At 39.8% G+C, this 22,864-nt stretch carries 19 protein-coding genes, 3 tRNA genes and 1 pseudogene; 8 read left to right on the top strand and 15 right to left on the bottom strand.

Annotated features, from left to right (window positions below; translation table 11 throughout):
* Positions 1 to 1,028: methyl-accepting chemotaxis protein (locus L1267_RS21920; protein ID WP_235384125.1), on the top strand; the 1,028-nt coding region annotated here is incomplete at its 5' end.
* Between the two features lie 1,795 nt (positions 1,029 to 2,823).
* On the opposite strand, the gene L1267_RS21915 is transcribed toward L1267_RS21920, so the two are convergent.
* From L1267_RS21915 to L1267_RS21895, 5 genes are all read right to left on the bottom strand, one after another.
* Positions 2,824 to 3,615: an MBL fold metallo-hydrolase gene (locus L1267_RS21915; RefSeq protein WP_235384123.1), complete on the bottom strand. Its 792-nt coding sequence runs from the start codon at positions 3,613 to 3,615 to the stop codon at positions 2,824 to 2,826.
* A gap of 66 nt (positions 3,616 to 3,681) precedes the next feature.
* Positions 3,682 to 4,740: a DUF6414 family protein gene (locus L1267_RS21910; RefSeq protein WP_188731381.1), complete on the bottom strand. Its 1,059-nt coding sequence runs from the start codon at positions 4,738 to 4,740 to the stop codon at positions 3,682 to 3,684.
* 91 nt (positions 4,741 to 4,831) lie between these two features.
* Positions 4,832 to 5,914 carry a hypothetical protein gene (locus L1267_RS21905; RefSeq protein WP_235384121.1) on the bottom strand — a complete coding sequence of 361 codons (1,083 nt, stop codon included), beginning with the start codon at positions 5,912 to 5,914 and terminating at the stop codon, positions 4,832 to 4,834.
* A 109-nt stretch (positions 5,915 to 6,023) separates the two neighbouring features.
* Positions 6,024 to 6,788, bottom strand: coding sequence for a restriction endonuclease (locus tag L1267_RS21900; RefSeq protein ID WP_235384119.1), 765 nt, complete (start codon positions 6,786 to 6,788; stop codon positions 6,024 to 6,026).
* Positions 6,789 to 7,501: 713 nt separating this feature from the next.
* Complete coding sequence (locus L1267_RS21895) at positions 7,502 to 7,861, bottom strand: helix-turn-helix domain-containing protein (RefSeq protein ID WP_235384118.1); 360 nt, start codon at positions 7,859 to 7,861, stop codon at positions 7,502 to 7,504.
* A 262-nt stretch (positions 7,862 to 8,123) separates the two neighbouring features.
* Between L1267_RS21895 and L1267_RS21890 the strand changes: the two genes are divergently transcribed.
* On the top strand, positions 8,124 to 8,387 hold the full coding sequence (locus L1267_RS21890; RefSeq protein ID WP_235384117.1) for a hypothetical protein: 264 nt from the start codon (positions 8,124 to 8,126) through the stop codon (positions 8,385 to 8,387).
* A gap of 209 nt (positions 8,388 to 8,596) precedes the next feature.
* Here the strand turns inward: L1267_RS21890 and L1267_RS21885 are convergent.
* From L1267_RS21885 to nudE, 7 genes and pseudogenes are all read right to left on the bottom strand, one after another.
* Positions 8,597 to 9,526, bottom strand: a pseudogene (locus tag L1267_RS21885) (YifB family Mg chelatase-like AAA ATPase); the annotation flags it as partial.
* Between the two features lie 38 nt (positions 9,527 to 9,564).
* Complete coding sequence (locus tag L1267_RS21880) at positions 9,565 to 10,179, bottom strand: trimeric intracellular cation channel family protein (RefSeq protein ID WP_135923194.1); 615 nt, start codon at positions 10,177 to 10,179, stop codon at positions 9,565 to 9,567.
* A gap of 888 nt (positions 10,180 to 11,067) precedes the next feature.
* Positions 11,068 to 11,144, bottom strand: a tRNA-Met gene (locus L1267_RS21875).
* A gap of 155 nt (positions 11,145 to 11,299) precedes the next feature.
* A tRNA-Met gene (locus L1267_RS21870) sits at positions 11,300 to 11,376 on the bottom strand.
* Positions 11,377 to 11,439: 63 nt separating this feature from the next.
* Positions 11,440 to 11,516 (bottom strand) — tRNA-Met (locus tag L1267_RS21865).
* Positions 11,517 to 11,756: 240 nt separating this feature from the next.
* The gene (cysQ, locus tag L1267_RS21860) at positions 11,757 to 12,554 is read right to left on the bottom strand and encodes a 3'(2'),5'-bisphosphate nucleotidase CysQ (RefSeq protein ID WP_135923193.1); all 798 of its coding nucleotides are present in this window, start codon (positions 12,552 to 12,554) and stop codon (positions 11,757 to 11,759) included.
* Positions 12,547 to 13,119: an ADP compounds hydrolase NudE gene (gene nudE, locus L1267_RS21855; protein ID WP_171040476.1), complete on the bottom strand. Its 573-nt coding sequence runs from the start codon at positions 13,117 to 13,119 to the stop codon at positions 12,547 to 12,549. The genes cysQ and nudE overlap by 8 nt, the downstream gene beginning before the upstream one ends.
* Positions 13,120 to 13,180: 61 nt before the next feature.
* Here nudE and yrfG point away from each other — a divergent pair, with 61 nt between their 5' ends.
* Positions 13,181 to 13,837 (top strand): GMP/IMP nucleotidase, encoded by a 657-nt coding sequence (gene yrfG / locus L1267_RS21850; RefSeq protein WP_135923191.1) that lies wholly within the window; start codon positions 13,181 to 13,183, stop codon positions 13,835 to 13,837.
* Here the strand turns inward: yrfG and L1267_RS21845 are convergent, their stop codons facing one another.
* On the bottom strand, positions 13,838 to 14,458 hold the full coding sequence (locus L1267_RS21845) for a dUTP diphosphatase (RefSeq protein ID WP_235384116.1): 621 nt from the start codon (positions 14,456 to 14,458) through the stop codon (positions 13,838 to 13,840). It abuts the gene before it with no gap.
* A 133-nt stretch (positions 14,459 to 14,591) separates the two neighbouring features.
* On the opposite strand from L1267_RS21845, the gene L1267_RS21840 reads away from it, so the two are divergent.
* Positions 14,592 to 15,221 (top strand): peroxiredoxin-like family protein, encoded by a 630-nt coding sequence (locus L1267_RS21840; protein ID WP_235384115.1) that lies wholly within the window; start codon positions 14,592 to 14,594, stop codon positions 15,219 to 15,221.
* 32 nt (positions 15,222 to 15,253) lie between these two features.
* On the opposite strand, the gene L1267_RS21835 is transcribed toward L1267_RS21840, so the two are convergent.
* Together L1267_RS21835 and L1267_RS21830 are read right to left on the bottom strand one after the other, a co-directional pair.
* Entirely contained in the window at positions 15,254 to 15,622 is a 369-nt protein-coding gene (locus L1267_RS21835; protein ID WP_135923188.1) for a YacL family protein, read from the bottom strand.
* Positions 15,623 to 15,745: 123 nt separating this feature from the next.
* Positions 15,746 to 15,970: a hypothetical protein gene (locus L1267_RS21830; protein WP_054554878.1), complete on the bottom strand. Its 225-nt coding sequence runs from the start codon at positions 15,968 to 15,970 to the stop codon at positions 15,746 to 15,748.
* A 259-nt stretch (positions 15,971 to 16,229) separates the two neighbouring features.
* Between L1267_RS21830 and uvrD the strand changes: the two genes are divergently transcribed.
* From uvrD to L1267_RS21810, 4 genes are all read left to right on the top strand, one after another.
* Positions 16,230 to 18,395, top strand: coding sequence for a DNA helicase II (uvrD, locus tag L1267_RS21825; protein ID WP_058583696.1), 2,166 nt, complete (start codon positions 16,230 to 16,232; stop codon positions 18,393 to 18,395).
* Positions 18,373 to 20,481, top strand: a complete 2,109-nt coding sequence (locus tag L1267_RS21820) for a GNAT family N-acetyltransferase (RefSeq protein ID WP_235384113.1) — start codon at positions 18,373 to 18,375, stop codon at positions 20,479 to 20,481. The genes uvrD and L1267_RS21820 overlap by 23 nt, the downstream gene beginning before the upstream one ends.
* On the top strand, positions 20,405 to 21,529 hold the full coding sequence (locus L1267_RS21815; RefSeq protein ID WP_268842663.1) for an ABC transporter substrate-binding protein: 1,125 nt from the start codon (positions 20,405 to 20,407) through the stop codon (positions 21,527 to 21,529). Before L1267_RS21820 ends, L1267_RS21815 begins: the two co-directional genes overlap by 77 nt.
* A gap of 67 nt (positions 21,530 to 21,596) precedes the next feature.
* Entirely contained in the window at positions 21,597 to 22,445 is an 849-nt protein-coding gene (locus tag L1267_RS21810) for a CZB domain-containing protein (protein ID WP_135923184.1), read from the top strand.
* The last annotated feature ends 419 nt before the right edge of the window (positions 22,446 to 22,864 follow it).

The raw sequence follows: 22,864 nt of genomic DNA, 5'->3' as shown, positions 1-22,864 counted from the left end.
TTATTATCGTAATTACTTTTTCAATACTTTTTACCCGAAGCCTAACTTTACCTATGCGAATTGCAGTTGATATTGCTAAAAAAATCGCCTCTGGAGATTTAACTTCTACTATTAATGACAATGGCAAAGATGAAACTGCGGAAATGCTGTCAGCATTAAAAGAGATGCAGGGTATACTGCGTGAAACGATTAATGAAATTCAACTTTCATCATCTCAATTAGCGGCTACTTCTGAGGAGCTTAGTGCCGTTACTGAACAGTCAACGCGTGGCATACATACTCAAACTGAACAGTTAGAGCAAGCTGTATCGGCGGTGACTGAGTTATCAGTCGCTGTGGATGAGGTGGCTCGTAACGCTGAAGCGACCTCAAATGAATCAGAAAATGCTAATCAACGTGCAAATATTGGTAAAGCTCGTGTCTTAGATACAGTCAATACGGTTGATACACTCTTACTTGATTTGGATACAACGACTAAAGACGTAAATAGTTTAGCTGAGCAAGTTGCCAATATTGGCTCAGTGCTTGATGTGATACGTACAATTGCAGAACAAACCAACTTGCTTGCACTAAATGCTGCAATTGAAGCCGCAAGAGCGGGTGAGTCTGGCAGAGGGTTTGCGGTGGTGGCTGACGAAGTCCGCTCATTGGCGTCTAGAACACAAGAATCAACAACTGAAATAGAAGCAATGATACAGGCTGTAAAATCAAATACTGATAATACAGTAAGTGCAATTAGGAATAGCCATGAGAGAGCAAAAGCTGTACTTGAGGTGGCTAACCAAGCCGGTGATGCATTGCATGAAATTACCAGCTTAATATCTATAATAAGTGAACAAAACCTTAGTATTGCTAGCTCCACTGAGCAGCAAGCAATCGTCGCAAGGGACGTAGACAAAAATCTAGTAACAATTCGTGATATTTCTAGCGAAACGGCTGCTGGAGCAAATGAAACTGCTGCTTCAAATCAAGAGCTTGCAAGACTTGCGCAAACCTTGAATGAGTTGACGTCTAGGTTTGTAGTTTGAAGTTAAACACTATTAGTTAGAAAAAGTAAAGTGTCCTGCTCAATTAAACCAGTTCACTTTTTACATTTTCACTAAACCCTAGAAAAGAGTTAATCAAAACCTCATTAGCAGAGATTAGACACATAGTTAGTCAATAGAATTCAGATGTTCATTGGACAATGAAATCAGGAGCGGCTGAATATAGGGAATTTCTGGCAATAGAGAATGCTCGATAACAACATAAAATTGTCCAATAGTACAGAAATTTGTTAAATAATATCAAACCAGCAAAATTAAAAAGTACAAAAAGGAAATCTAATGACTTTCGAACTAAGTTAGAAAAGAAAAAGCATACAAACTAAGGGATGAAGGTGGGTTTGTATGCTTGGGTATTGATAATTATTTGGGAAACTGCTGACTTAACAATTTATTAAATACATTCTAAAGATAGAAGCAGTAATTATTATTGTCAAACTTCCATACCTAAATATTTATACCGCTTTGTATCTAATCCTAACATCAGATTATTAATATTCATTTTTGCAAAGTAGGGTAAAAAAACAATCGAAGCAACTATAAGCCTAATTTAATTTGGGAGTCAGACAAAGCCGGTTGATTATCGCTCAATTAACAAGTAATTCTTTGTTAAAAAAAGAATCTTTCTAAATGACTCCCTAAACATACGAAGAAAATAAAAAGCAACATTTACAACCTTAAAAGGAACGGCAAAACGACACATTCAATAACCAGAGTGTTTGGAGATTGCGTTGCTTCAAAAAAGTCAGTTAAGCTAATAGCATAAAGACAATAACTATTAATGTTACAAATGTTGTCATACTGCTATCAACTCTTTTAGTAAAGTCAGGAAACTTCGAATTAAATGGTAATCCAACCCCACAAAAAACTACCTTACAATGTTCGTACTTACCAAGAAGCTTATTCGGAGTATTATCTCATTCAACTTTCATTGTAAGTGAATATTGTGGACTTCCCATAGTTTGCTAGACACTCAATGACTTACCTCTTACTGCTAAATAAGGAGTGAGGCAGGTTTCTGTTAGTGATTTTAATTGTGGTAGTGGTAAGCTTTCTTTTCATGATTTTCGTGCTTTGGCAGGCAAGAGCCAAACATCTGTGCTATTTCTATCAATCTCTTTTGGAGAATAGGATTTTAAAGATTGTGACTTTTGCTCATTTGCACACTTTGCAATTGATAAAGTTCAGTTTTAAAGTACCAGTTCTACAGTTACAAAATGGCCCTTGGACCCCGTATGTAAGTCGGGAATTAGTTTTTTGCGAAGCTACTGTTTTAAAGTTTACAAAATGCTAACAAATAATGGTGACTTAGAGCAAGGCTTCAGTTTAGAAGAAGATATCTCAATACAAAGGTTTCTTTACTGAAAAGCGAAAACAGTGAAGCTAAATTAGTTACTTGGGCCTATAGAGTATCATTGCAACTTAGAGAGTTTACATCTGTAGGAGAGGAATAAAGTTTCATACTAAGCAGTCAAGTAACCCTGTTTGTACCGTTCTAAATGATACTCACCCAGAAATAAAGATTCATACCAATTCCTACTACAAAGTCTGAGTCACGCTACAAGTAAGTAATAAAGTATCATACTGGTTGTCTTGAGCATCCACAGATTGATCGGCCCCATTCAAACACGTTTCTGGACATTTATGAGTTAGAATCGACAGACGGATCTGTACAATGGCTAGACATTGGTAACGCATTAAGCGGAGAGTAAAAGTGGGCTAAATTTGTGAAGCAAAGCGGAATCGAACCAGCTGTTACGAATCCGCCTTAAACCCCTTATTACATGCCTTTCTCTTTTTCTATCACCGAAATTGTTCTTTCTACAAATCTTTTGAATGCTTCTTGGGGAAGGAATGGTGACCTACCGCCTAAATTGAATTTTTCCACAATACTCTTAGCTTGAGCATCATTCATTATTCGGTCTTCATCCCACCCTTTTTGGTGTAGCTCTCGGACTCTCATTATCCATTCTGAAGTATTTTTTCTGAATTCTAGTAAAGACAACTTTCTTGCTGGTGCGCCATGGCCGGGCACTATGAGAGACTCTTCGTCACCTAGCTTCATAACTGCATCAATCGCATCATTAAAACCTTGAAATCCACCTGCATAAAATGTTGGGTGCCAACTGGTATCGAAAACATCACCAACAAAGATAGTATTGCTAATTTTGTGGTAATAAATATTGTCATTCGATGAGTGTGACTTCACTTTAATATGAACAAGATCATCTGAAGTAGTAATACTCTCGACAAGCTTTGCGCCTTGCTCTATGAAAAACTCATTACCACCCGTATGATCTGAATGTGTGTGAGTATTCAAGATATAAATTATGGACTTATTGGAAATTGACTTAACTATGTTATCTAACTCTAGTAAATGCCCAACCCCTGGCATGGGATCGATTAAGGTCAAACCATTCTCTGTAGTTATTAATCCAATATTAGTTCCGTACTCCTTTCCACTCAAAATATGAACTTGATCAGATACTTTCTCTACATGGATATTGCTAGAAAAGACAGTAGAACTGAAAAATAGCAATGAAATTAATTGTATGCATTTAAATTTTGTCATAGCTCATCCTAGTTAAGCGATACTAAATAGTACATTGTCATTTAACGCCCGCCAGAAGCGGCGAATTTACGAGTCCGACATACTGGCATTGTTATATTCCGATTGAATATTTCGATACACGGCAATTGGGTGTACGACTATTCTTGGATATCTATGAAACGATGTAAATTTTTCCATGTTACGCAATGCTGGGAATATTGCTCTAAATGCTCTCTCAATAGTTTCTACTTCAGTTTCCCCATCTACCTCCTCTTTATCCACATATGCTTCATACATATCGAATAAAGTAGTTTCATCTTTCGGTGGTACTGAAGTCACAAGCCCAAGAACACACAACTTTCGATTTGGCTCCGAGCCATATCCATACATGAGATGCTTTAAATCATCATCAATAAAGCAAGCCCTTTTCAAGTTGGCTATAACCTCCATTTCTGGAAACTCTTCAAAAGGACAAACCCGTAGATTTAAACGACCATCAATATATGTGTCTATCCACTCTCTAACTCCTTCAAATAGCCACTCTGGGAGCTTAGCCTTATCAATGTTCTCAGCAACCAATTTCTCGGACTGTTTAAATTCCGCTCTTGCATCCTTGAATCTCTTAGAATTCTTTCCAGACTCTTCTTCTATAGAATCCAACTGTAGCTTTAATTGGTCTATATTTAATATTGAATTAAATTCGCATCGCTTTATAAAACCCAGCAAATCATTAAAGTTTTTTGTTGACTCATAGAGCTTCTCAAAATCTTCAAAGGCACACCACCCTTCAACTTTTAAATATGGAGATTTCGATATGTCTGCATGCATTGCTTCAAGAGAAGAATTTTGTGAAATCGCTACCGTACCGTTTATATCGGTAGCGAAGCCTAGTTCAATTAACGTCTCCTCAAGTCTTACCAGAAGATCATGGTGCAGAACTTTTGTTTCTAAAACAGCTTTTTTATCTGTATGAATGCCGCCAAACTCAGACTTGAAAACCTTTAACAACTCGTACTTTCTGATATTTCTTTCGTCTTGAGTTTCTTCGGATGTTTCAGCTCTTTGCTTAGCTAAACCGCCTTCTAATTGGCTGACAAGAGAGGCAGCCTTATCAAAGTCAAAATATAAGATATCCCTAAGATTCAATGTAACCTCCTATGTCTGTAAAGGAATATAACGCTTTGCTCTCCGGAAAATTAGGAGCGCAGCGAGTAATTTTTCCGCGTGAAGCAACTTGTTAGGCGCCTTTTTTGAGGCCGATAAAGTTTGACACTTTTTCTGAAAGTGTAGATATATTCTGCTGTTCAATTCTTGCCTTTTCAATTTCGGCAGTCGTTTGCCCTTTTTCAAGAACAGCATTCCTCTCCGTTAACGTTAGTGCCTGAATTACACTAGAGATAGCAGTATTATCAGAGATGATTATTGAACACTTAATGGCAGCAAGCTTAGCCTCGGCATTAGTCATCTCATTTTGAAAATACTTGATTTCTGACAGGCTAGATTTGTACAACTTCAAAAAAAAGTATGCAAATATTTCAATCAAAACTACAAGTGACAATCTTGGGATAAAGTGAGCAATAAAAGCCATTTTATCCTCTGGTATAGAGTCTATTTCTAAAACGAAGTACCCTAAAATACCGAGGCCTATTATTGTAGTCAGAATACCTAAGCTTAAATTTAGGTTTCCTCGCCTAGTTAATGCATCTATTTCTGAATATAGTCGCTCAAGCGTTCTAGAGAAAACACTCTCAACCTCTTTTAGATGGTTTTTGCTTGCCAGTTGGCTTTGAATATTTTTCAGTATTTCTGAAGAGGCCTCTTGAGACGACTCCTTTATAATTTCAGATTTGAGTAGAGTAACCAACTCTTCTTTATGATCAGCTGTTATAGCTTCACTTATGGACTCAGTGTTCTTTAGTTGATTTTTTAGTTTTAAAATATCGTCTTGTAATTCTTTCAATTCTGATGAACTGATTGCGCTACTATGCTCTAGGCGGTTTCTCAGACTTTTTAGCTCGCTCTCATATTTTACGTAGTCTATGCTCCCATCTGATTGTTTTTTGAACCCTGTCTGTAGATATATCATTAATAAAGCCATGCCTGAAAACAGTAACGATATAGGCCCCACTAGATTTATTATGCGCCTGTTAAATGTATCGCTATAGGATGTCAGCTCAGACGGGAGAAGGACGCTATACATTATTGCTGCGATCCCAATAATTGCAGGAACAACTGCCATTGCAACCCGCATACGTTGTTGCCTCTCAGCTCTCCATTTCAAATACTTTTCTTCTTCCAAAGAAGATTCAAACTCTTCCATAAAAATGCTTCCTTAATTTTTTGCTAATGGCACTAACTTTCTTGCGTAACGCTTTGCTCAACGAAAAATTAGGAGCGCAGCGAGTAATTTTTCCGCGTGTAGCAACTTGTTAGGTTTCTTTAAATATGTTTCTACCAAAAACACCGTGAAATTGCTCCTCAATTCTCTGCAGCATTTTACAAAACTCAATCAACAACTCTCGATAGGAATTGGATTGAAATGAAAATTCACTTCCCATTGTTTCTACAAACTTGGCCTTGTATTCTTCAATACATACCGGACCATCGGTGGCATATTGTGGGGCAATTCTCCCCATATCCATTAGCCACATCAACATTCCAAAAGCGGCATAACGATTCTGCAGCTCGTAGAAATGCTTTTGTTGGTCATTGGTGAGTTTTTCCAAGTATCGACTGCGCCTACTGTTTATTGGTTCGACGTATTGATTTACATAGTCAGCAGCCTCTGCAACTGTTGGGCAAAAATGCTTCTGCCACCAAACATTGAAGTAACGTTGCTGCAACTCCAAGTAAGTTATGCCTGTTATATTTGTATTTTGCGTATATCGAAAAGCGCCTTCCTGAAGGCCCTTTTTAGAAACAATGAAACCTATATTTGCCCCAGTTTCCTGCATAACAGTTGTGAATGAGTGAACAACTGTTTGCGGTATTGAGTTAGACCAGTTTTTGCATTCCACCAAGTACTGAATTTTGTCAACACTGTTCTCATCAATTGCGAAGACATCAACTTCAACCGTGCCCCTCGGGGTTTGCAGAACCTTTTCTGTTTCTGCCAATAATCCGATATCACTAAATAATCTACAGACTCCATTCTGTAGGTCTTTCCAATTCTGTGGTGTGGGATTGTCGATCATCTTGAAAACCTAACAATTTAATAGTGCGCAAATCGCGCATATTTCTGCCACGTAACTGCTCACTTTTCTGATTACTACGTTTTTATCAAATTAGCTAACCTTTTGCTAGTTAACAAAATAATTTAAATTGGTAAAGTGGTCTTATGACAAGAATGCGCAAATTGCTCATTTTCTTGAATATAGGGGAAAGTTGTAAATTTTGAATATAAAGACTGTATCAAAAGAAAATTTTCAATCTTCGTTTGAGGCAGAGCTATAGAGTAGTTACTCTAACTCATTTTGGGGCATAAACGTTTTAGAAATGGTTGAGCACACCTGAAGCAATCTCTGCCATTTTAAAATGAGAATTTACTCCCCCACAGATTTTGGTGCTCTCAGAGCTTTACTATAAAACCCTGAGTTATCAAAGCAACATAAATTATTATGATACCGATAGAGCTGATATCAACCTTGAAGTATTCAGCTAATAAAATCAATCAGCTAGACAAAGAAATGCTAATTCAATGAGAATAATTTAGCTACTGTAAATTAAGCGTTCTCTTAGGCGATATCACTTAATCTAGCCATGTTTTACTTGCTAGAGTGGCGACGGGATGTGCTGCAAGTTAAAGAGTAGCTTCCGTTAGACCGTACGAGAACCCAAGAACTGCCGAATTCGCACGCATCAAACACCTAAATGTTCGGCTGGAATTGACCAGAACAACCTTTAGAGGCTACCTATTTTGGTTGAGAAACATATCATCAATTTCTTTGTTTAACGCGTCTTTATCAACCATTCTTCTACTACATTCTTTTGGTGAAAAAGGCATACTGTTTGTAATATCATTTTCTAATTGATTGTCTTGAAATATATTAGCTTGTTGCCACGCACTCTTAGTGTTTGAAGTAATATCCAACTGAAGATTTAGAAGTCTAAGGTATCTAACCAAGTACTTAATGCCCCCATCAAAAACCCCATTCTCCATTTGAGAAATTTGTCTTCGCCCTAAGCCTAATACCTCTGACACTTCCGATTGCGTTAGTGATTTCTCTTTACGAGCTTTCTTTAATAATTGACCATCATATAAAGTCATACTTCCTCTCTAAGCGAATCAGGACCGCTACTATATAATAACAAAAAGAGATATTGTTACTATATAGTAACAAGACAACAAAAAGATACTATATAGTAACACGTCAAGGTAGAAATATTTGGAACCCTCTTTCTAATATGTCATTTGCTTAATGATTCCTTCGGCTTGTAAAAGGTCTAACTGCAAACCATCTTAGGCGTTTTATTAAACAGCAAAATATACTCTATAATGTATTATTGGTATTAATCAAAGGCTGAACTTTATGCACATCACAACGTTGGTAAAGGAATCACAAACTGTAAACAGGCACAATTCCTTATACCGCCCTCATCCATCTGATGTTCTGAAGCGTAGATTCAAAAAGAATTTAGACAATACCTTCATTCCTGATTGGGTTCTTCATTTCCTGAATGAAAGGCAAGATGTAAATGCAAAGCTCGCTGAGCAATTAGCTGCATTCACCAATATTAGCCCCGAAGCATGGCTGTATTATCAAAAAAAATATGACGACTCATTAGCTGACTAAAGCCCATAACAAGTTAACACTTTATATTTGGCTATCACTTATTGACATTTACTTTTCACTTGAATCTAGATGTTTTCAGTTAACGCCGTATCTTTCAACAATTCCAAAATCACTAAATACCTCCAAATCATTACAACTTTTTCACATTATCAAACTCAAAGATAATTGCGATTACCATTTAAATTGACCTGTTATCAAATAAAGTGACTTCTTACAAATTCAGGTAATTCATCTAAAAATAACACGCCATTGTGTGCCAATGATATTTCACCGGGCTTCGGATTTGACGACCCTCCCACCAGCGCTACCGCAGAGCAAGTGTGGTGTGGATTTCGAAATGGTCGCTCGCGCCAATTTGATAGATCTACCGATTGACCTATAATCGAATACAACGCTGCGGTACTAATGGCTTCTTCGTCAGACATGGTGGGCATAATCGTCGGCATACGCTGTGCGAGCATTGATTTCCCTGTACCAGGGGGGCCAAGAAAAAGTAAGTTATGTCCACCAGCGGCAGCGATTTCTAACACTCTTTTTGCGCCGGGCTGCCCTTTCACATCACTTAGATCAAGTAGCGACTCTCGGTTTGGCTGCTGCTCTGGGTAGTGGATATTCAAAGGCAGAGGTTGTTGATTTAGTAAGTCGTTCCAGACATCTTGCAATGAATAAACCGCTTTTCGTGATACGCCAGAAACTAAACTAGCTAAGTTATCGTTTTCGACAGGTAAAAAGCAACAGCGCCCTTGCTCTTTAGCACCCAACACTGAAGGTAAGATAGCATTCACACCTCTTACTTCACCGTTTAAGGCAAGCTCACCATAAAATTCATAACGATGTATGTCGTTGCAGGTGATCTGTCCAGAAGCAACTAGAATCCCTACTGCTATGGCTAAGTCAAATCGCCCGCCATCTTTTGGTAAATCAGCGGGCGCAAGATTAACGGTTATACGTTGATCAGGAAAGCCAAACTGCGAGTTTTCAAGTGCGCTACGTACACGGTCTTTGGCTTCTTTTACTGAGGCCTCAGGAAGACCAACAATATGAAACGCTGGCAATCCATTACCTAAATGCACTTCAACAATCACTTCAGGAGCTTGCACGCCAACCTGAGCACGAGAAAAAATTCGGGCTAAAGACACGATCCGATATGTCCCTATAGTTCATCCATGAATACAGTTTAGTCAGGATATTTAAAAACATGCAACGTTAAATGCCACCTCATTGCAGCTAAGCGAAGCATCAGTGTCATTAACATTGCCATAATCATGGCAAGCTCAGTGACTAAACCTAGGGAAATACTTACTGTGTAAACAATACCACCGGCGATACATGTTATCGCATACAGCTCGCCTTTTAACAGCATGGGTATGTTGCCTGCTAATACATCGCGAATGACTCCGCCAAAACATGCCGTGATAACCCCCATAATAATCGAAGTCGTATCTGGCATACCGGCAAGCATTGCTTTTTGAGCCCCCATAACAGCAAAAAACGCGAGTCCAAATGCATCTGCAATCTGTAGTGCACTTAGCGAAATAGAGCGCTGTTTGTTTATTAAACGCGTAGTGATAAACACCGAGAGTAAAATAGCCCAAAAGTAGCTTTGATCATGCAGCCAAAAAACAGGAATGTCTAAAATAACGTCGCGGACTGTGCCGCCACCAATTGCAGTAACAGTGGCTAATACGACAACACCAAAGCCATCCATCTTTTTATCATATGCCAGTAGCGTCCCTGAGACCGCAAACACGGCTACGCCAAATAAATCAAACCAATGGTAAAGTTCAGTCATGTTTGTAGCTAAAAAGTAATATTACTGACGTTGTAACATAAACCTTTCTATCTTTTAAGCGAAGATTCATTACTCGCACTAAGCCACTAGCATAGTAAAGAAAAGCAACTGAATACTCAGCTGCCAAAACTCAAAGGAAGGAAAGCTGAACTGTAAGAGGTTAGGATCTCAGTGATGCTTTAACCATAGCTGTTATTGAGCCATGTTTGCCCGTCAAATACTTACACAAGAGATCCTATCAAGGTACAGCCTAAAGCCATACTTTAAGATTAGTTCAGTCAGTTCTGATATGTAAGTAAATTACGACAAAAAGAATGAAAAATAAGTAAAAAACACTTCTTTTACTTTTAATTATAATAATTTACTACTAAAAGATAATACATATAAATTCAGTTGGTTGCGGGAGCTGTAAGTTTTGAGGGCGAACCGACGACCTTCGGGCTCTGAACCTGAATTTGAGACATAAAAAACACGCTTTTGCGTGTCTAGTATTACATATTAATTTTTAATTTCAGTTGGTTGCGGGAGCTGTGAGTTTTGAGGGCGAACCGATGACCTTCGGGCTCTGAGCCTGAATTTCAGACATAAAAAAACACGCTATAGCGTGTCTAGTATTACATATTAATTTTTTAATTTCAGTTGGTTGCGGAAGCTGTGAGTTTTGAGGGCGAACCGATGACCTTCGGGCTCTGAGCCTGAATTTCAGACATAAAAAAACACGCTATAGCGTGTCTAGTATTACATATTAATTTTTTAATTTCAGTTGGTTGCGGAAGCTGTGAGTTTTGAGGGCGAACCGATGACCTTCGGGCTCTGAGCCTGAATTTCAGACATAAAAAAACACGCTATAGCGTGTCTAGTATTACATATTAATTTTTTAATTTCAGTTGGTTGCGGGAGCCGGATTTGAACCGACGACCTTCGGGTTATGAGCCCGACGAGCTACCAGGCTGCTCCATCCCGCGCCTGAAATTATTAAGTTTATTTTACTTCTCACTTAATTTAAGAAGTCAGCCAATTCAAATAATTGGTTGCGGGAGCTGTGAAGGTGAAGAGTGAATGCCTCACGCCGTGACGACGACCTTTATAGTTCCAACATTGCACCAATCTTTTTAAAAATTGGTTGCGGGAGCCGGATTTGAACCGACGACCTTCGGGTTATGAGCCCGACGAGCTACCAGGCTGCTCCATCCCGCGCCTGAAATTGTAGATTTATTTAAAGTTGCTTTACATGACAACTTGGCTTCCAATTCAAAGAATTGGTTGCGGGAGCCGGATTTGAACCGACGACCTTCGGGTTATGAGCCCGACGAGCTACCAGGCTGCTCCATCCCGCGCCTGTATGTTTAGAGTCCCAGAAGCCGGATTTAAACCGACGACCTTCGACTTCAGGTATTAGCGAGTCCGACGAATGATTTATCATTCTGCTCTATCCCGCGCCTGTAATCTCTAAGTAACATGAGCATGTTAACGATGCCTTGTTCCGAAGAGAGCGCTATAATATAGCAATAAAATTAGAAATCAAGCGTTATAATCAAAATACGGGCTTAAGCGAACAAAAAGCACACAAAACCTCACTAAAATGCGCGCTGATGTGGACTAATCATTTTTTGCCACTCCCAATCAGGGTGCCCCATAACAATAAAATCAGGATTCTCGGTACTTTCTCGTTGATTGTAAGTTAACGGATTGAATTCAGCGTCCGTGATGCAACCACCCGCTTCTTCAACAATGACTTGCGACGCGCCTGTATCCCACTCACCTGTTGGCCCTATTCGTAAAAAACAATCAGCTTTACCTTCCGCGATAATGCATGCTTTTAATGAACAAGAACCTAATGCAACCGTCGCAAACTGGGTATTTAAATATTGGCTAACAGCTTCAATTTTTTGTCTTCGGCTTACAGCTAAGGTTAAATTATCCGGCGTTGCTACCGAAATTTGCTGATCTTGGCCATTTTCACGTTTAAACGCGCCATTTTGATAACTAGCAAAATAAGTCACTTGTTTCGCTGGCCAATGAATAACGCCAAGCACTGGGCGATTATTTTCAACTAAAGCGATATTTACTGCAAAATCACCACTTTCTAAAATAAACTCGCCAGTGCCATCCATTGGATCAAGTAACCAATAACGCTGCCAATCTTTTCTATCTGCCAGCGCTGGAATAGGTGTTTCTTCTGACATAATTGGAATATCAGGCGCTAATGCTTGTAAGCCTGCCATCAACACCTCATTCGAGGCTAAATCAGCTTTAGTAACAGGCGTATCATCTGACTTTTGCTCAGCACCTATATCATCCTGTTGATAAATGGCCATTATAGCGTCGCCAGCTTGTTCAGCTAACCGAATACACGGCTCTAAAAAATTATTCATTGCCCGCTCCCGACTCTAAGTACTTTGTTAATAATAGCAAAGCTGCGACACTTCGTGCTTCGGTAAAGTCTTCTTGTTGCAATAATGATTGCCAATCACTTATTGGCCATTTCACAACGACAAGCGGTTCAGGCTCATCACCAGGTAAGGTTTCAGGGTAGAGATCTTCGGCGTACAAAATATGCATAGTGGCATTAAAGTAACTCGGTGCCATGCTGACTTTTTTAAGTTCAGCAAAGTGCTTCGCGCCAAAACCAACTTCTTCTTTAAGCTCACGATCTGCAGCTTGCTGTGGTGTTTCGCCGGGGTCAATTAAGCCCTTTGGGAAGCCCAACTGATAATCATTGGTGCCAGCACAATACTCTCGCACTAATAGCAGTTCATTATCGGCCGTTACTGGCACAATCATCACTGCCCCTCTGCCACCGCCACGAATTCTTTCGTATTGCCTTTGCTCGTCATTAGAGAACTTCAATTCGAGAGACTCAACAGTAAATAGTCGACTTTTAGCGACAACTTCATTAGACAAAATTTGCGGTGGTGTAGGATGCTTTTTCTGTGTCATTGGCATTAATTTGCTATCATGGCAGTTATGCTCATCATAAATCTTTTAAAGTGAATTGCCTATGTTAAATTGGTCAAAAATCGATACTGTGTTGTTAGATATGGATGGCACCCTACTCGATTTGCATTTTGATAATTACTTTTGGCTAACCGTTATTCCCGAGCAATATGCGCGTAAACATAAAATCAGTTTAGACCAAGCAAAAGCTGACATTTTACATCGTTATCAACAAGTTCACGGGCAAATTAATTGGTACTGCTTAGATTACTGGCAACAGCAACTTGATTTACCGATTATGGCGTTAAAACGTGAAATTCAACATTTAATCAGAATTCGTGACGATGTTCCGCCGTTCTTAACGGAGCTAAGAAAAGCAGGCAAGCAATTGATCATGCTTACTAACGCGCACCCAGATTGTGCCATGTTAAAGTTTGAACACACGGCTATCGATAATTACTTAGATGGGGTTATCTCAACTCACCAATATGGCGTGAGTAAAGAGCATCAACCATTGTGGCAACAAGTACATCAAGAATGGCAGTTTGATAAGGAACGGACTTTATTTGTCGATGATAGCCCTGCCGTGCTAGATGCGGCAAAAGAGTTTGGTATTGGCCATATACTTGCGGTTGCCAACCCTGATAGTCAGCAACCGCATAAGCAGTTCGATGGCTTTTTATCGACCATCGATTTTCGCGAGTTTATACCCGTTAAATAATTACTTCGGGTAACGCTGCTCTAAGCCTTGATATACAAGTTTTGCAAAATCTGCATGCTCTGTATCTAGGCTTTTTACCACTTCTACTAAGTGCTCGTTATCTTCTTGGCCATTCCAGACTTTGATATAACTACCGTCTTTGTAACCATGATCTTGACGGAAGAAGTTCAAGGTATTTTTACCAACATAACCACGGTATAAATCATCGATATCCATACCAATTTGCGCCATACAACCTGCAAATGCAGCTGCATTAAAACTCTTTTCTGCGACTGCTGACGCGGCTAATAATTCGAGTGTTTGTTTAAAGTCATCAGCTTGAATTGGCGCACTTAACTCAGCTTCAAGTTGCGCAGCTAACTGCTCATAGCTGGTTTCACCATCAATACGTAAAGATAAACCAAAATGGAAAATATCAACTAACTCTAAAATAACTTGTTCAGTATCTGGGGTTTGTTTTTTCCACCACTTCCAACCGTAGTGGTCAAGCATTTCAGCACACTCAACCCAAATTGCACGATACCATTCAAAGCCTTGGCTAAACCATTGCTCATGAACTTTGGTATTCATCGCATTTTGCATCTCGAGCATAACAACGAGTTTTTGTAAATTAGCAGACATTCTTTATCCCAACTTGCATTTTTTATTTGCCTATATACTACAGTTAAATTTGAGTTTGATGTAGGTAAAGATGAAATTAATCCCGCAACAATCAGGTCATCTTTGCAGTTGAAAAAAATAACCGAGGAAGCCCATGTTTAAATCTCTACTCATTAGCGTGTTGTTTGTACTATCAAGCCAAGTTATCGCTGCAACTGCGACCAATATTGCCGAATCTGCTGAGCGAGTCAGTCCATTATTACCAGGATTAACGGTGCCAAATATTGAATTAAAAGACCAATACGGCAAAACAGTGTCTTTAACTGAACGCTTTAAAGAAAAAACTACCGTGCTGATTGTTTATCGTGGTGGCTGGTGCCCATATTGTTCAAAACAATTGGCCAGCGTGCAAAAAATAGAGAAAGAATTAGCAAGCTTAGACGCGCAACTAATTGCCGTTTCACCAGATAGCCCTGAAAAACTCGCTGAAACAAAAATTACAGCTCCTAGCTATCAATTGCTTTCTGACGACTGCCTTACTTTGGCGCAAACGTTAGGTTTAGCATTTTATTTAGATGACAAAACAGCAAAGATTTACCGTAATAAGCTTGGGGTTAACTTTGTCTCGTTAGAGGGTGAGGCGAAAGTCGCGCTACCAGTACCCGCAGTATTCGTGATAGACACAAATGGGTTAGTTCATTTTCAATACGCTAACCCAAATTACAAAGTACGCTTAACAGAAGATTTATTACTAGCCGCTGTTAAATCAGTGAGTGAGCAATAAATTGGCAACCGATAAGCAGAACATGTTTCTGCTTATCGGCCTTGTGTAAACTCTTGCCAAGATTCAATTAAATCAACAAAGTCTTCAAAGCCGCAGCCACTGCAGAGGCCTTCTTCTTCAAGCATTAAATCATCATCTTGATAGGCAACTAGGTCTTCGTTGTCTTGATGTAATGCATGTGCTTCGAATAACGCTTCATCTTTACTTAAGATCAAATCAATTTCTTGACCTTGTAAAGTTAATGGCTCATTGCTGCTCTTAACCGCAGAGATCAACGCTTGCACCATCGCGATTTTTTCTTTACCGACTTCTTCGTTTAGCCAACGGCCTATGACGGCATGTTCAGAGGAAATTTTAATGCGTAAACCGCTAATTGGGTCGCGGATAAATTGATATTCCATGAAGGGTACTCGTAATACGTTATGTGCTAATTATACCGTTTGCAGCTAGACGTGGCGAGTTTTGCAAGGTTAAAACAACACGAGCGCCCATGCAGGCGCTCGTATTTATGCTATTTAAAATAGCTAGAGTCGCGATTTGAAGCGCGCAGCATCAATAATCGCCCATAGGTATACGATTGGCAGTAAAATAAAACCTACTGCAACATATATTAGTGCACCACTAATCACCCATGCTAAAAAGAATGCAATAGCCGCCATTAAACGACCTTGTACCAATTGTCCTAAACCAGGAAAAAAGATATTACATATTGCTGCGATTACATTACCGCCAGAACCTTGCTCTGCCATACTAACCTCTGTAGTTTTTAATGATTATACTTTTTATAAACACACTTTATGCCAACTTATTATGACTTACAAATCAAAGTGTTAAAAAGTAGCGTTATTTTTATTTTAGTTCTTTTTGCTAAAAATCGGTCAAATTCACAATTTTTATATCGTAATTTTAATGACTTGCCAAAATAGCTGTTTATAAAAACAGTATTTTATTTAGCCTTGCATAAACACCTGTTATACTCCACCCATTATAGATTGAAAAGGCGTAACGATGGACGTTTCTGAATTACTCGATGGCTTAAATGATAAACAACGGGATGCAGTCGCAGCCCCATTGCAAAACATGCTAGTACTTGCAGGTGCAGGTTCTGGTAAAACTCGAGTACTTGTTCATCGCATCGCATGGCTCATGCAAGTTGAGCAAGCTTCTGCATACAGCATCTTTGCGGTAACCTTCACTAACAAAGCCGCGAAAGAAATGCGCACCCGTGTAGAAGAAACCTTAAAAGCACCGGTTGGCGGTATGTGGATTGGCACTTTCCACGGCTTATCTCACCGCATTTTACGCGCCCATCACCGTGAGGCGAACTTGCCTGAAAGCTTTCAAATCTTAGATTCTGACGATCAACAACGTATGATCAAACGCTTGCTTAAAGCGATGAACATCGATGATAAAAAGTGGCCAGCAAAACAATTTGGTTGGTATATCAGCGCGAAAAAAGATGAAGGTCTACGTCCTAAAGACATTCAAGCCTACGATATAAATGAGCAGATGATGCTGAAAGTCTACGCTGCATATCAAGAGGCTTGTGATCGCGCAGGTTTGGTCGACTTTGCCGAAATTCTGCTACGCTGCTACGAAGTACTTAAGAACCACCCAACACTTTTACGTCACTATCAACAGCGTTTTGCCCATATGCTGGTAGACGAGTTTCAGGATACCAATACAATCCAATACGCTTGGTTAAAACTACTCGCGGGTAATACGAACAGTATTATGATTGTGGGTGATGATGACCAAAGTATCTATGGCTGGCGTGGCGCAAAAATTGAAAATATCAAACGCTTTTTAACTGACTTCGAAGCCGAAACCATTCGCCTTGAACAAAATTACCGCTCAACGGCAACCATCTTGAAAGCCTCAAATGCGCTGATCAAAAACAATGCTGAACGCATGGGCAAAAGCCTTTGGACAGACGGCAATGATGGTGAGCCTATTTCTGTTTACGCTGCGTTTAATGAATTAGACGAAGCGCGCTTTGTCAGCAGCAAACTGCGTAGCTGGCTAAATGCAGGTAATGCATTACAAGATGCCGCGATTTTATACCGTAACAATGCACAATCTCGTGTACTCGAGGAAGCAATGCTACAAGAAGGTTTAAAATACCGTATTTACGGCGGTATGCGCTTCTTCGAACGTCAAGAGATCAAAGATGCACTTTCGTATCTACGTTTAGTGGGTAACCGTCAAGATGATGCAGCTTTCGAGCGCGTTATTAACACCCCAGCCCGTGGCATAGGTGATAAAACACTAAGCCACATTCGTGATTGCGCGCGAAATGAATCATTGCCACTTTGGTATGCCGCAAAAGCTATTATCGAGCAGCAGCACTTATCTGGCCGAGCTGCAAGTGCCGTCACTAAATTCTTAGAGCTTGTTGAGCATATCGAAGATAAGATCAGCGATCTCACTTTAGAAGAACAAGCGAAATACGCCATTCAAACCTCTGGGTTAATGGCAATGTATCAAGCTGAAAAAGGTGAAAAAGGCCGTGCCCGGGTAGAAAACTTAGAAGAGCTTATTAGTGCTTGTGGTCAATATGAACTCCCTGAAGATGAAGAGTTCAGCTCGCCACTACAGGGCTTTTTGGCATATACCTCTCTAGAATCTGGCGAAGGTCAAGCTGACGAGCACGAAGACGCCGTGCAAATGATGACCCTGCACTCAGCAAAAGGCCTAGAATTCCCTCTGGTATTTATGGTTGGTGTTGAAGAGGGCATGTTCCCATCTCAACAAAGTAATGAAGAGTCTGGCCGTTTAGAAGAAGAGCGCCGTTTATGTTATGTCGGTATGACTCGCGCGATGGAAAAACTGTATATTAGTCATGCAGAAAGTCGCCGTTTATACGGCCAAGAAAAATACCACAGCCCATCACGCTTTTTACGTGAAATGCCTGAAGACTGTATCGAAGAAATTCGTATTAAAACACAGGTTTCAAGACCACCTGCAGCAGGTCGTTTTAGTCCATCAGTGACACATGCCGCATTTGAAGATAGCGGCTTTAACTTGGGGCAACGCGTCTTGCATGCCAAGTTTGGTGCAGGTACTGTACTCAATTACGAAGGTAGCGGCGCACAGTCACGTATTCAAGTGAACTTTGATGACCTAGGCAGCAAATGGCTTGTAACACAGTATGCAAGACTTCAAGCCTTATAATGAGTATTTAACAGCACTGTGCAACGAGCTGGTTATTGCAAAGCATCGCCAGCTTGTCATAGTGCAAGGAAGCGAAGCTTGGTGCTATCAGTTTGCAAACCAATTAGCGCTTAAAAATAGCTATGTTTTCAGTAGCAACTCATTATTAGCAAATAGTGAGTTTCCAAAACATGCTCACCAAATTCTTGGTCAAGAGTTTCAAAATGCAATTTTTGATGGTTTTAGCGGCTTATATGCCGATAAATTAGCCGCACTTGCAGGCACCGTAAAAGCAGGAGGTGTACTGATACTATTGCTGCCTGATGACAGTAATTGGCAAGACCCTGCACTCACAAGTATTACCTCCTATGGCCAAGTGATTCAACACAGCTTTTTTAATCAGCGTTTATTCGCCAAGCTAAAGTTGCAGCCACATTATTTTACTGAGCACTCGCTCCCTGCTTACCAATCAGTATCACCAGCAACTGCTGAGATAAATTTTCAGCAACAACAAACATGTGTTGAGCAAATTATTAAAACCGCGACAGGACGCGCTAATCGTCCTTTTGTGATCAGTGCCGACCGAGGTCGTGGTAAGTCAGCGGCTTTAGGACTTGCAGCAGCCAATCTTCAAGATAAAAAAATCCTTATTTGTGCAACCCAAGCCAAAGCTGTACAAACAAGCTTTAAACATTTAGCTGCTGAGCTTGGTGTTAGCAAAGAGCAAAACTGTAAGCAATTAGCTAACCTTAGCTATATTGCGCCAGATATACTGCTAAATGAAAAACCTGATTGCGATCTGCTGTTTGTCGACGAAGCAGCAGCGATTCCAGTTCCACTATTATTGCAGATCCTGAAAAGCTACCCACGAATTGTATTTGCTAGCACTATGGTTGGTTATGAAGGAAATGGACGAGGTTACACGTTACGCTTTTTACATTACTTGCGCAGTCAATTTAAATCGCTAAAGACTATTACTCTGGATGAGCCAATTCGTTTTGCTAAACATGATCCACTAGAAAATAGCCTACGCGAACTATTACTTCTCGATGCAAAGTACCTACACACAAGTAAAGAACAATCTCTCAATTTTGCACAAGTAAGCAAACAACAACTTGTTGATAATGAGCAACTGCTAGGCCAGATAATAGCCTTACTTGCTTTGGCACATTATCAAACCAGTGTTAATGATTTACGCCAATTACTTGATGCGCCTGAATTACAATTGTTTATTTGCACTCAAGCAGATGAGCTCAAAGGCGTCTGCTTGGTTGCTCTCGAAGGTGGACTGACTAAAGATATAGCAGACCATGTTAAAGCCGGTCAGCGTCGTCCGCATGGCCATTTGATGGCACAAACACTTACTCAACTAAGCAAAGACTCACACTTTCTGACAGAGGTCTCTGCTCGGGTTGTAAGAATAGCGATAGCACCCGAATGCCATCAGCAAGGAATTGGCTCAGCCTTATTAAAATTCTGCGAAAGACAGTTAGATAATTGTAGCTATTTTGGGGCAAGTTTTGGTGCTAATGCATCGCTTGTTAGATTCTGGCAGCACAATGGCTTTCATGTCGTAAAACTCGGTTTTAGTCATGATAAGGCAACAGCTGAACACCCTGCTTTAGTGATCAAATCGCTTTGCAAACAAAATAGCTCATTGGTACAGCAACTCATTAATGAGTTTAAGTTAGACATATCAGTGCAATTGTTAGGGCACTTTAAAAGCTTACCTTGGCAGTTAGTTGATCAATTAGTATCGCATTTGCCAAGCACTGCTTGCCCTACTGCATTATCCACTAGAGCAGAGCGGATCATCAGTGATGATTTCAATCTTTTCAATATACAACCTTTACTGTGGCAACTAATATGGCACACACCAATTAGTCTAAAATTATTAGATGAAAATACAAAATTCATCCTTATTAGACTAGTATTACAGCAGACTTCTGTGAATAGCTTTATTTATGAAGCTAATTTTGCTGGCCGTAAAGAACTCGATTCACAGTTTATAACCGCAGTAAAAGGTTGGTATGCTCACTATAAATTACTTAACACTAAAAGTACTCAATGCCCTTTTAATAACCCTGGTGTTGATACCAACAACTAGCTTAGCGCAACATACGCAACCCCCTATAAAGTTAGGCATGTCTACCGCATTAACAGGACCTGCCAAACAAATCGGTGAGCAACTTGCGCTAGGCAGTAAAATTTACTTCGATAAAGTTAACAAAACCCAAGGGATCAATGGCCAGAATATAGATCTTATACTCGCTGACGATGGATATGAGCCAAAAAACACCGTTGTAAATACAAGACAGTTTTTGTACACCGAAAAAATTCACGCGATTTTCGGCTCGATGGGAACACCCACCGCTCACGCCATAAAACCATTACTAGATAGGCACCGCATTCCCTTTCTAATGCCGTTTACAGGCGCTGATTTTCTGCATAATAGCTCAATGCCCAATGTGTTTAACTTAAGAGCTAGCTATCAAGATGAAGCTATTGAGCAGATAAACTATTTGATAAAAGAACGTAACCATCAAAAGATCGGCTTAATCATTCAAGCTGATGAATTTGGCTACATGGTTGAAAGTAACTTAATCACTGCCTTAGAAGAGTTTGGCATCAAACCTATCGAAGTAGCTCGTTTTAGAAGAAATAGTTCAGATATATCGAAAGCGTTAGAAACTCTGAAGCAAAGCGAAGTAACGGCTGTTTGTATGGTAGGAACCTATCAACCGCTAGCCGAATTTATAAATACCAGCTATGAACAAGGTTTCAAACCTGACTTTACATCCGTTTCATTTGTTTCTAGTCACGATTTATTTGCTCTTGTAAAACACCCAGCAAATATAATGGTCACAGAAGTGGTCCCCAACCCTAATAAATGTGAAAACGCCTGGTGTAATAGCTTTAAGGAAGATATCAAACCTTATAATGTGACCCCTAATCGAATTATTTTTGAAGGCTATTTGAATGCAGCAGCTTTAGTAGAAGCCGCAAAAGAATGCCCTACACCACTAAATAATCAATGCTTACTAATCCAGCTAAACAAAACCTTTGACAGAGATAGTGAGCTAGCCGCTCTGTTTAGTGACCCCGATAAAGATAAGATAAAAAAAATCTATCGCTCATACTACAAAAGTAATTAAATTTAACTACAACTAATTAGCAATAATGTTCTATGCTATAAAGACTTAACAAGGCTTTGAGGGAAATATGGATCTGATTAATTTTCGTGTCGGGCAAAAGACCATTTCATTAAAAATTCTCGATATACTTCTAACTGAACGTTATGAAGGAAATTTGACATCTTTGCCGAATGAAAATAAAAGCTTCATTGGTGTAAAAGACTACATGGATACACCCACCCCTATCTTTGATTTAGGCATCGTTTTAAACAACCAATCAACAAGTGATACAAACACTGCACTTTCAGATTTATTAGTAGAACGAGAAAAAGAGCACCTAGAGTGGCTAAATGCGTTGGAGCACAGCTTAGTAACAGGCACTCCATTCACTAAATCAACAGATCCTGATAAGTGTGAATTTGGCCGCTGGTATAACAATTTCAAAACAGATAACGAGGATTTACACAGCATTATTGTTAAGTTCGATGCACCTCATCGTGAACTACATGCTATGGCCAGAGAATTATTAGAGTTACAGAAAAGCCAACCCCAAGAAAAAGTTCTTAGTGTTTTTGAAGAAAAAAAACGTCAGGTATTTAATCAACTCGTCAGATTATTTGAGTCAGCCCGAGAACAAATTATCCTTGATTACAAGCCAATTATTATCTTCACAACAAAAGATGGCATCACGCCTCATATAGGTCTGTTAGTTGACCAAGTTGAAGATAACATAAACGTAAAAAAAGAAGATATTAAACCATTAGAGCAGCTCACCTCTGTGGGTTTCGATGTTGATCCTCAGACGAAAAATATGATGCGTGGTTTAATCAAAATGAAAAATAAACATAGCCTGTTGTTAGATCCAAGCGCAATATTCCGTCCAGAACACCTCATGCGCCATGAAGCTGAAGAAACCGAAGAATACGGGCTTTTTTAGTAGCAAGGGTAAAGTTTAAAGCCTGCCGTAGGTTGGGTAGAGCGAAGCGAAACCCAACACAGAGCTATTAGCTTTCAGCCTTCAGCGATCAGCCGCGCGGTGTGGGTTTTTGGTACTGCGCCTTCCTCTAACGAAGGCTCTAGGTTCTAGGCAAAGTGTACTTGTAGGTATGGCTTTAGCCGTGAATGTGTTTGTTAAGGTCTGAATTCGGCACTGAAGTGCCTCCTACGGGGTTTTGTTGCTGAGGATGACTCTGTACAGGACAACCCCACATTTCAACTGACGGCTGAAAGCTGAAAGCTGACAGCTAAAACGCAAAAAAGCCCGACTCTTTCGAATCGGGCTTTCTTTAATTTGGAGCCTGGCGATGTCCTACTTTCACATGGCAAATGCCACACTATCATCGGCGCTGTTTCGTT

The organism is Pseudoalteromonas sp. OFAV1 (assembly GCF_021532595.1).
In the GTDB taxonomy this organism is placed as follows: Bacteria; Pseudomonadota; Gammaproteobacteria; order Enterobacterales; family Alteromonadaceae; genus Pseudoalteromonas; species Pseudoalteromonas lipolytica_C.
Note: the sequence above shows the minus strand (reverse complement) of the source record. Positions and strands in the feature narration are given on the sequence as shown.

What these genes read in the sequence shown, in the direction of transcription:
- L1267_RS21830 (WP_054554878.1), bottom strand. Translation starts at nt 15,970, where the DNA reads ATGGCAGAGCAAGGTTCTGGCGGTAATGTAATCGCAGCAATATGTAAT.
- nudE (WP_171040476.1), bottom strand. Translation starts at nt 13,119, where the DNA reads ATGACACAGAAAAAGCATCCTACACCACCGCAAATTTTGTCTAATGAA.
- cysQ (WP_135923193.1), bottom strand. Translation starts at nt 12,554, where the DNA reads ATGAATAATTTTTTAGAGCCGTGTATTCGGTTAGCTGAACAAGCTGGC.
- L1267_RS21905 (WP_235384121.1), bottom strand. Translation starts at nt 5,914, where the DNA reads ATGGAAGAGTTTGAATCTTCTTTGGAAGAAGAAAAGTATTTGAAATGG.
- L1267_RS21820 (WP_235384113.1), top strand. Translation starts at nt 18,373, where the DNA reads ATGCAAGACTTCAAGCCTTATAATGAGTATTTAACAGCACTGTGCAAC.
- L1267_RS21890 (WP_235384117.1), top strand. Translation starts at nt 8,124, where the DNA reads ATGCACATCACAACGTTGGTAAAGGAATCACAAACTGTAAACAGGCAC.
- uvrD (WP_058583696.1), top strand. Translation starts at nt 16,230, where the DNA reads ATGGACGTTTCTGAATTACTCGATGGCTTAAATGATAAACAACGGGAT.
- L1267_RS21895 (WP_235384118.1), bottom strand. Translation starts at nt 7,861, where the DNA reads ATGACTTTATATGATGGTCAATTATTAAAGAAAGCTCGTAAAGAGAAA.
- L1267_RS21880 (WP_135923194.1), bottom strand. Translation starts at nt 10,179, where the DNA reads ATGACTGAACTTTACCATTGGTTTGATTTATTTGGCGTAGCCGTGTTT.
- L1267_RS21815 (WP_268842663.1), top strand. Translation starts at nt 20,405, where the DNA reads ATGCTCACTATAAATTACTTAACACTAAAAGTACTCAATGCCCTTTTA.
- L1267_RS21900 (WP_235384119.1), bottom strand. Translation starts at nt 6,788, where the DNA reads ATGATCGACAATCCCACACCACAGAATTGGAAAGACCTACAGAATGGA.
- L1267_RS21915 (WP_235384123.1), bottom strand. Translation starts at nt 3,615, where the DNA reads ATGACAAAATTTAAATGCATACAATTAATTTCATTGCTATTTTTCAGT.
- L1267_RS21835 (WP_135923188.1), bottom strand. Translation starts at nt 15,622, where the DNA reads ATGGAATATCAATTTATCCGCGACCCAATTAGCGGTTTACGCATTAAA.
- L1267_RS21845 (WP_235384116.1), bottom strand. Translation starts at nt 14,458, where the DNA reads ATGTCTGCTAATTTACAAAAACTCGTTGTTATGCTCGAGATGCAAAAT.
- L1267_RS21840 (WP_235384115.1), top strand. Translation starts at nt 14,592, where the DNA reads ATGTTTAAATCTCTACTCATTAGCGTGTTGTTTGTACTATCAAGCCAA.
- yrfG (WP_135923191.1), top strand. Translation starts at nt 13,181, where the DNA reads ATGTTAAATTGGTCAAAAATCGATACTGTGTTGTTAGATATGGATGGC.
- L1267_RS21810 (WP_135923184.1), top strand. Translation starts at nt 21,597, where the DNA reads ATGGATCTGATTAATTTTCGTGTCGGGCAAAAGACCATTTCATTAAAA.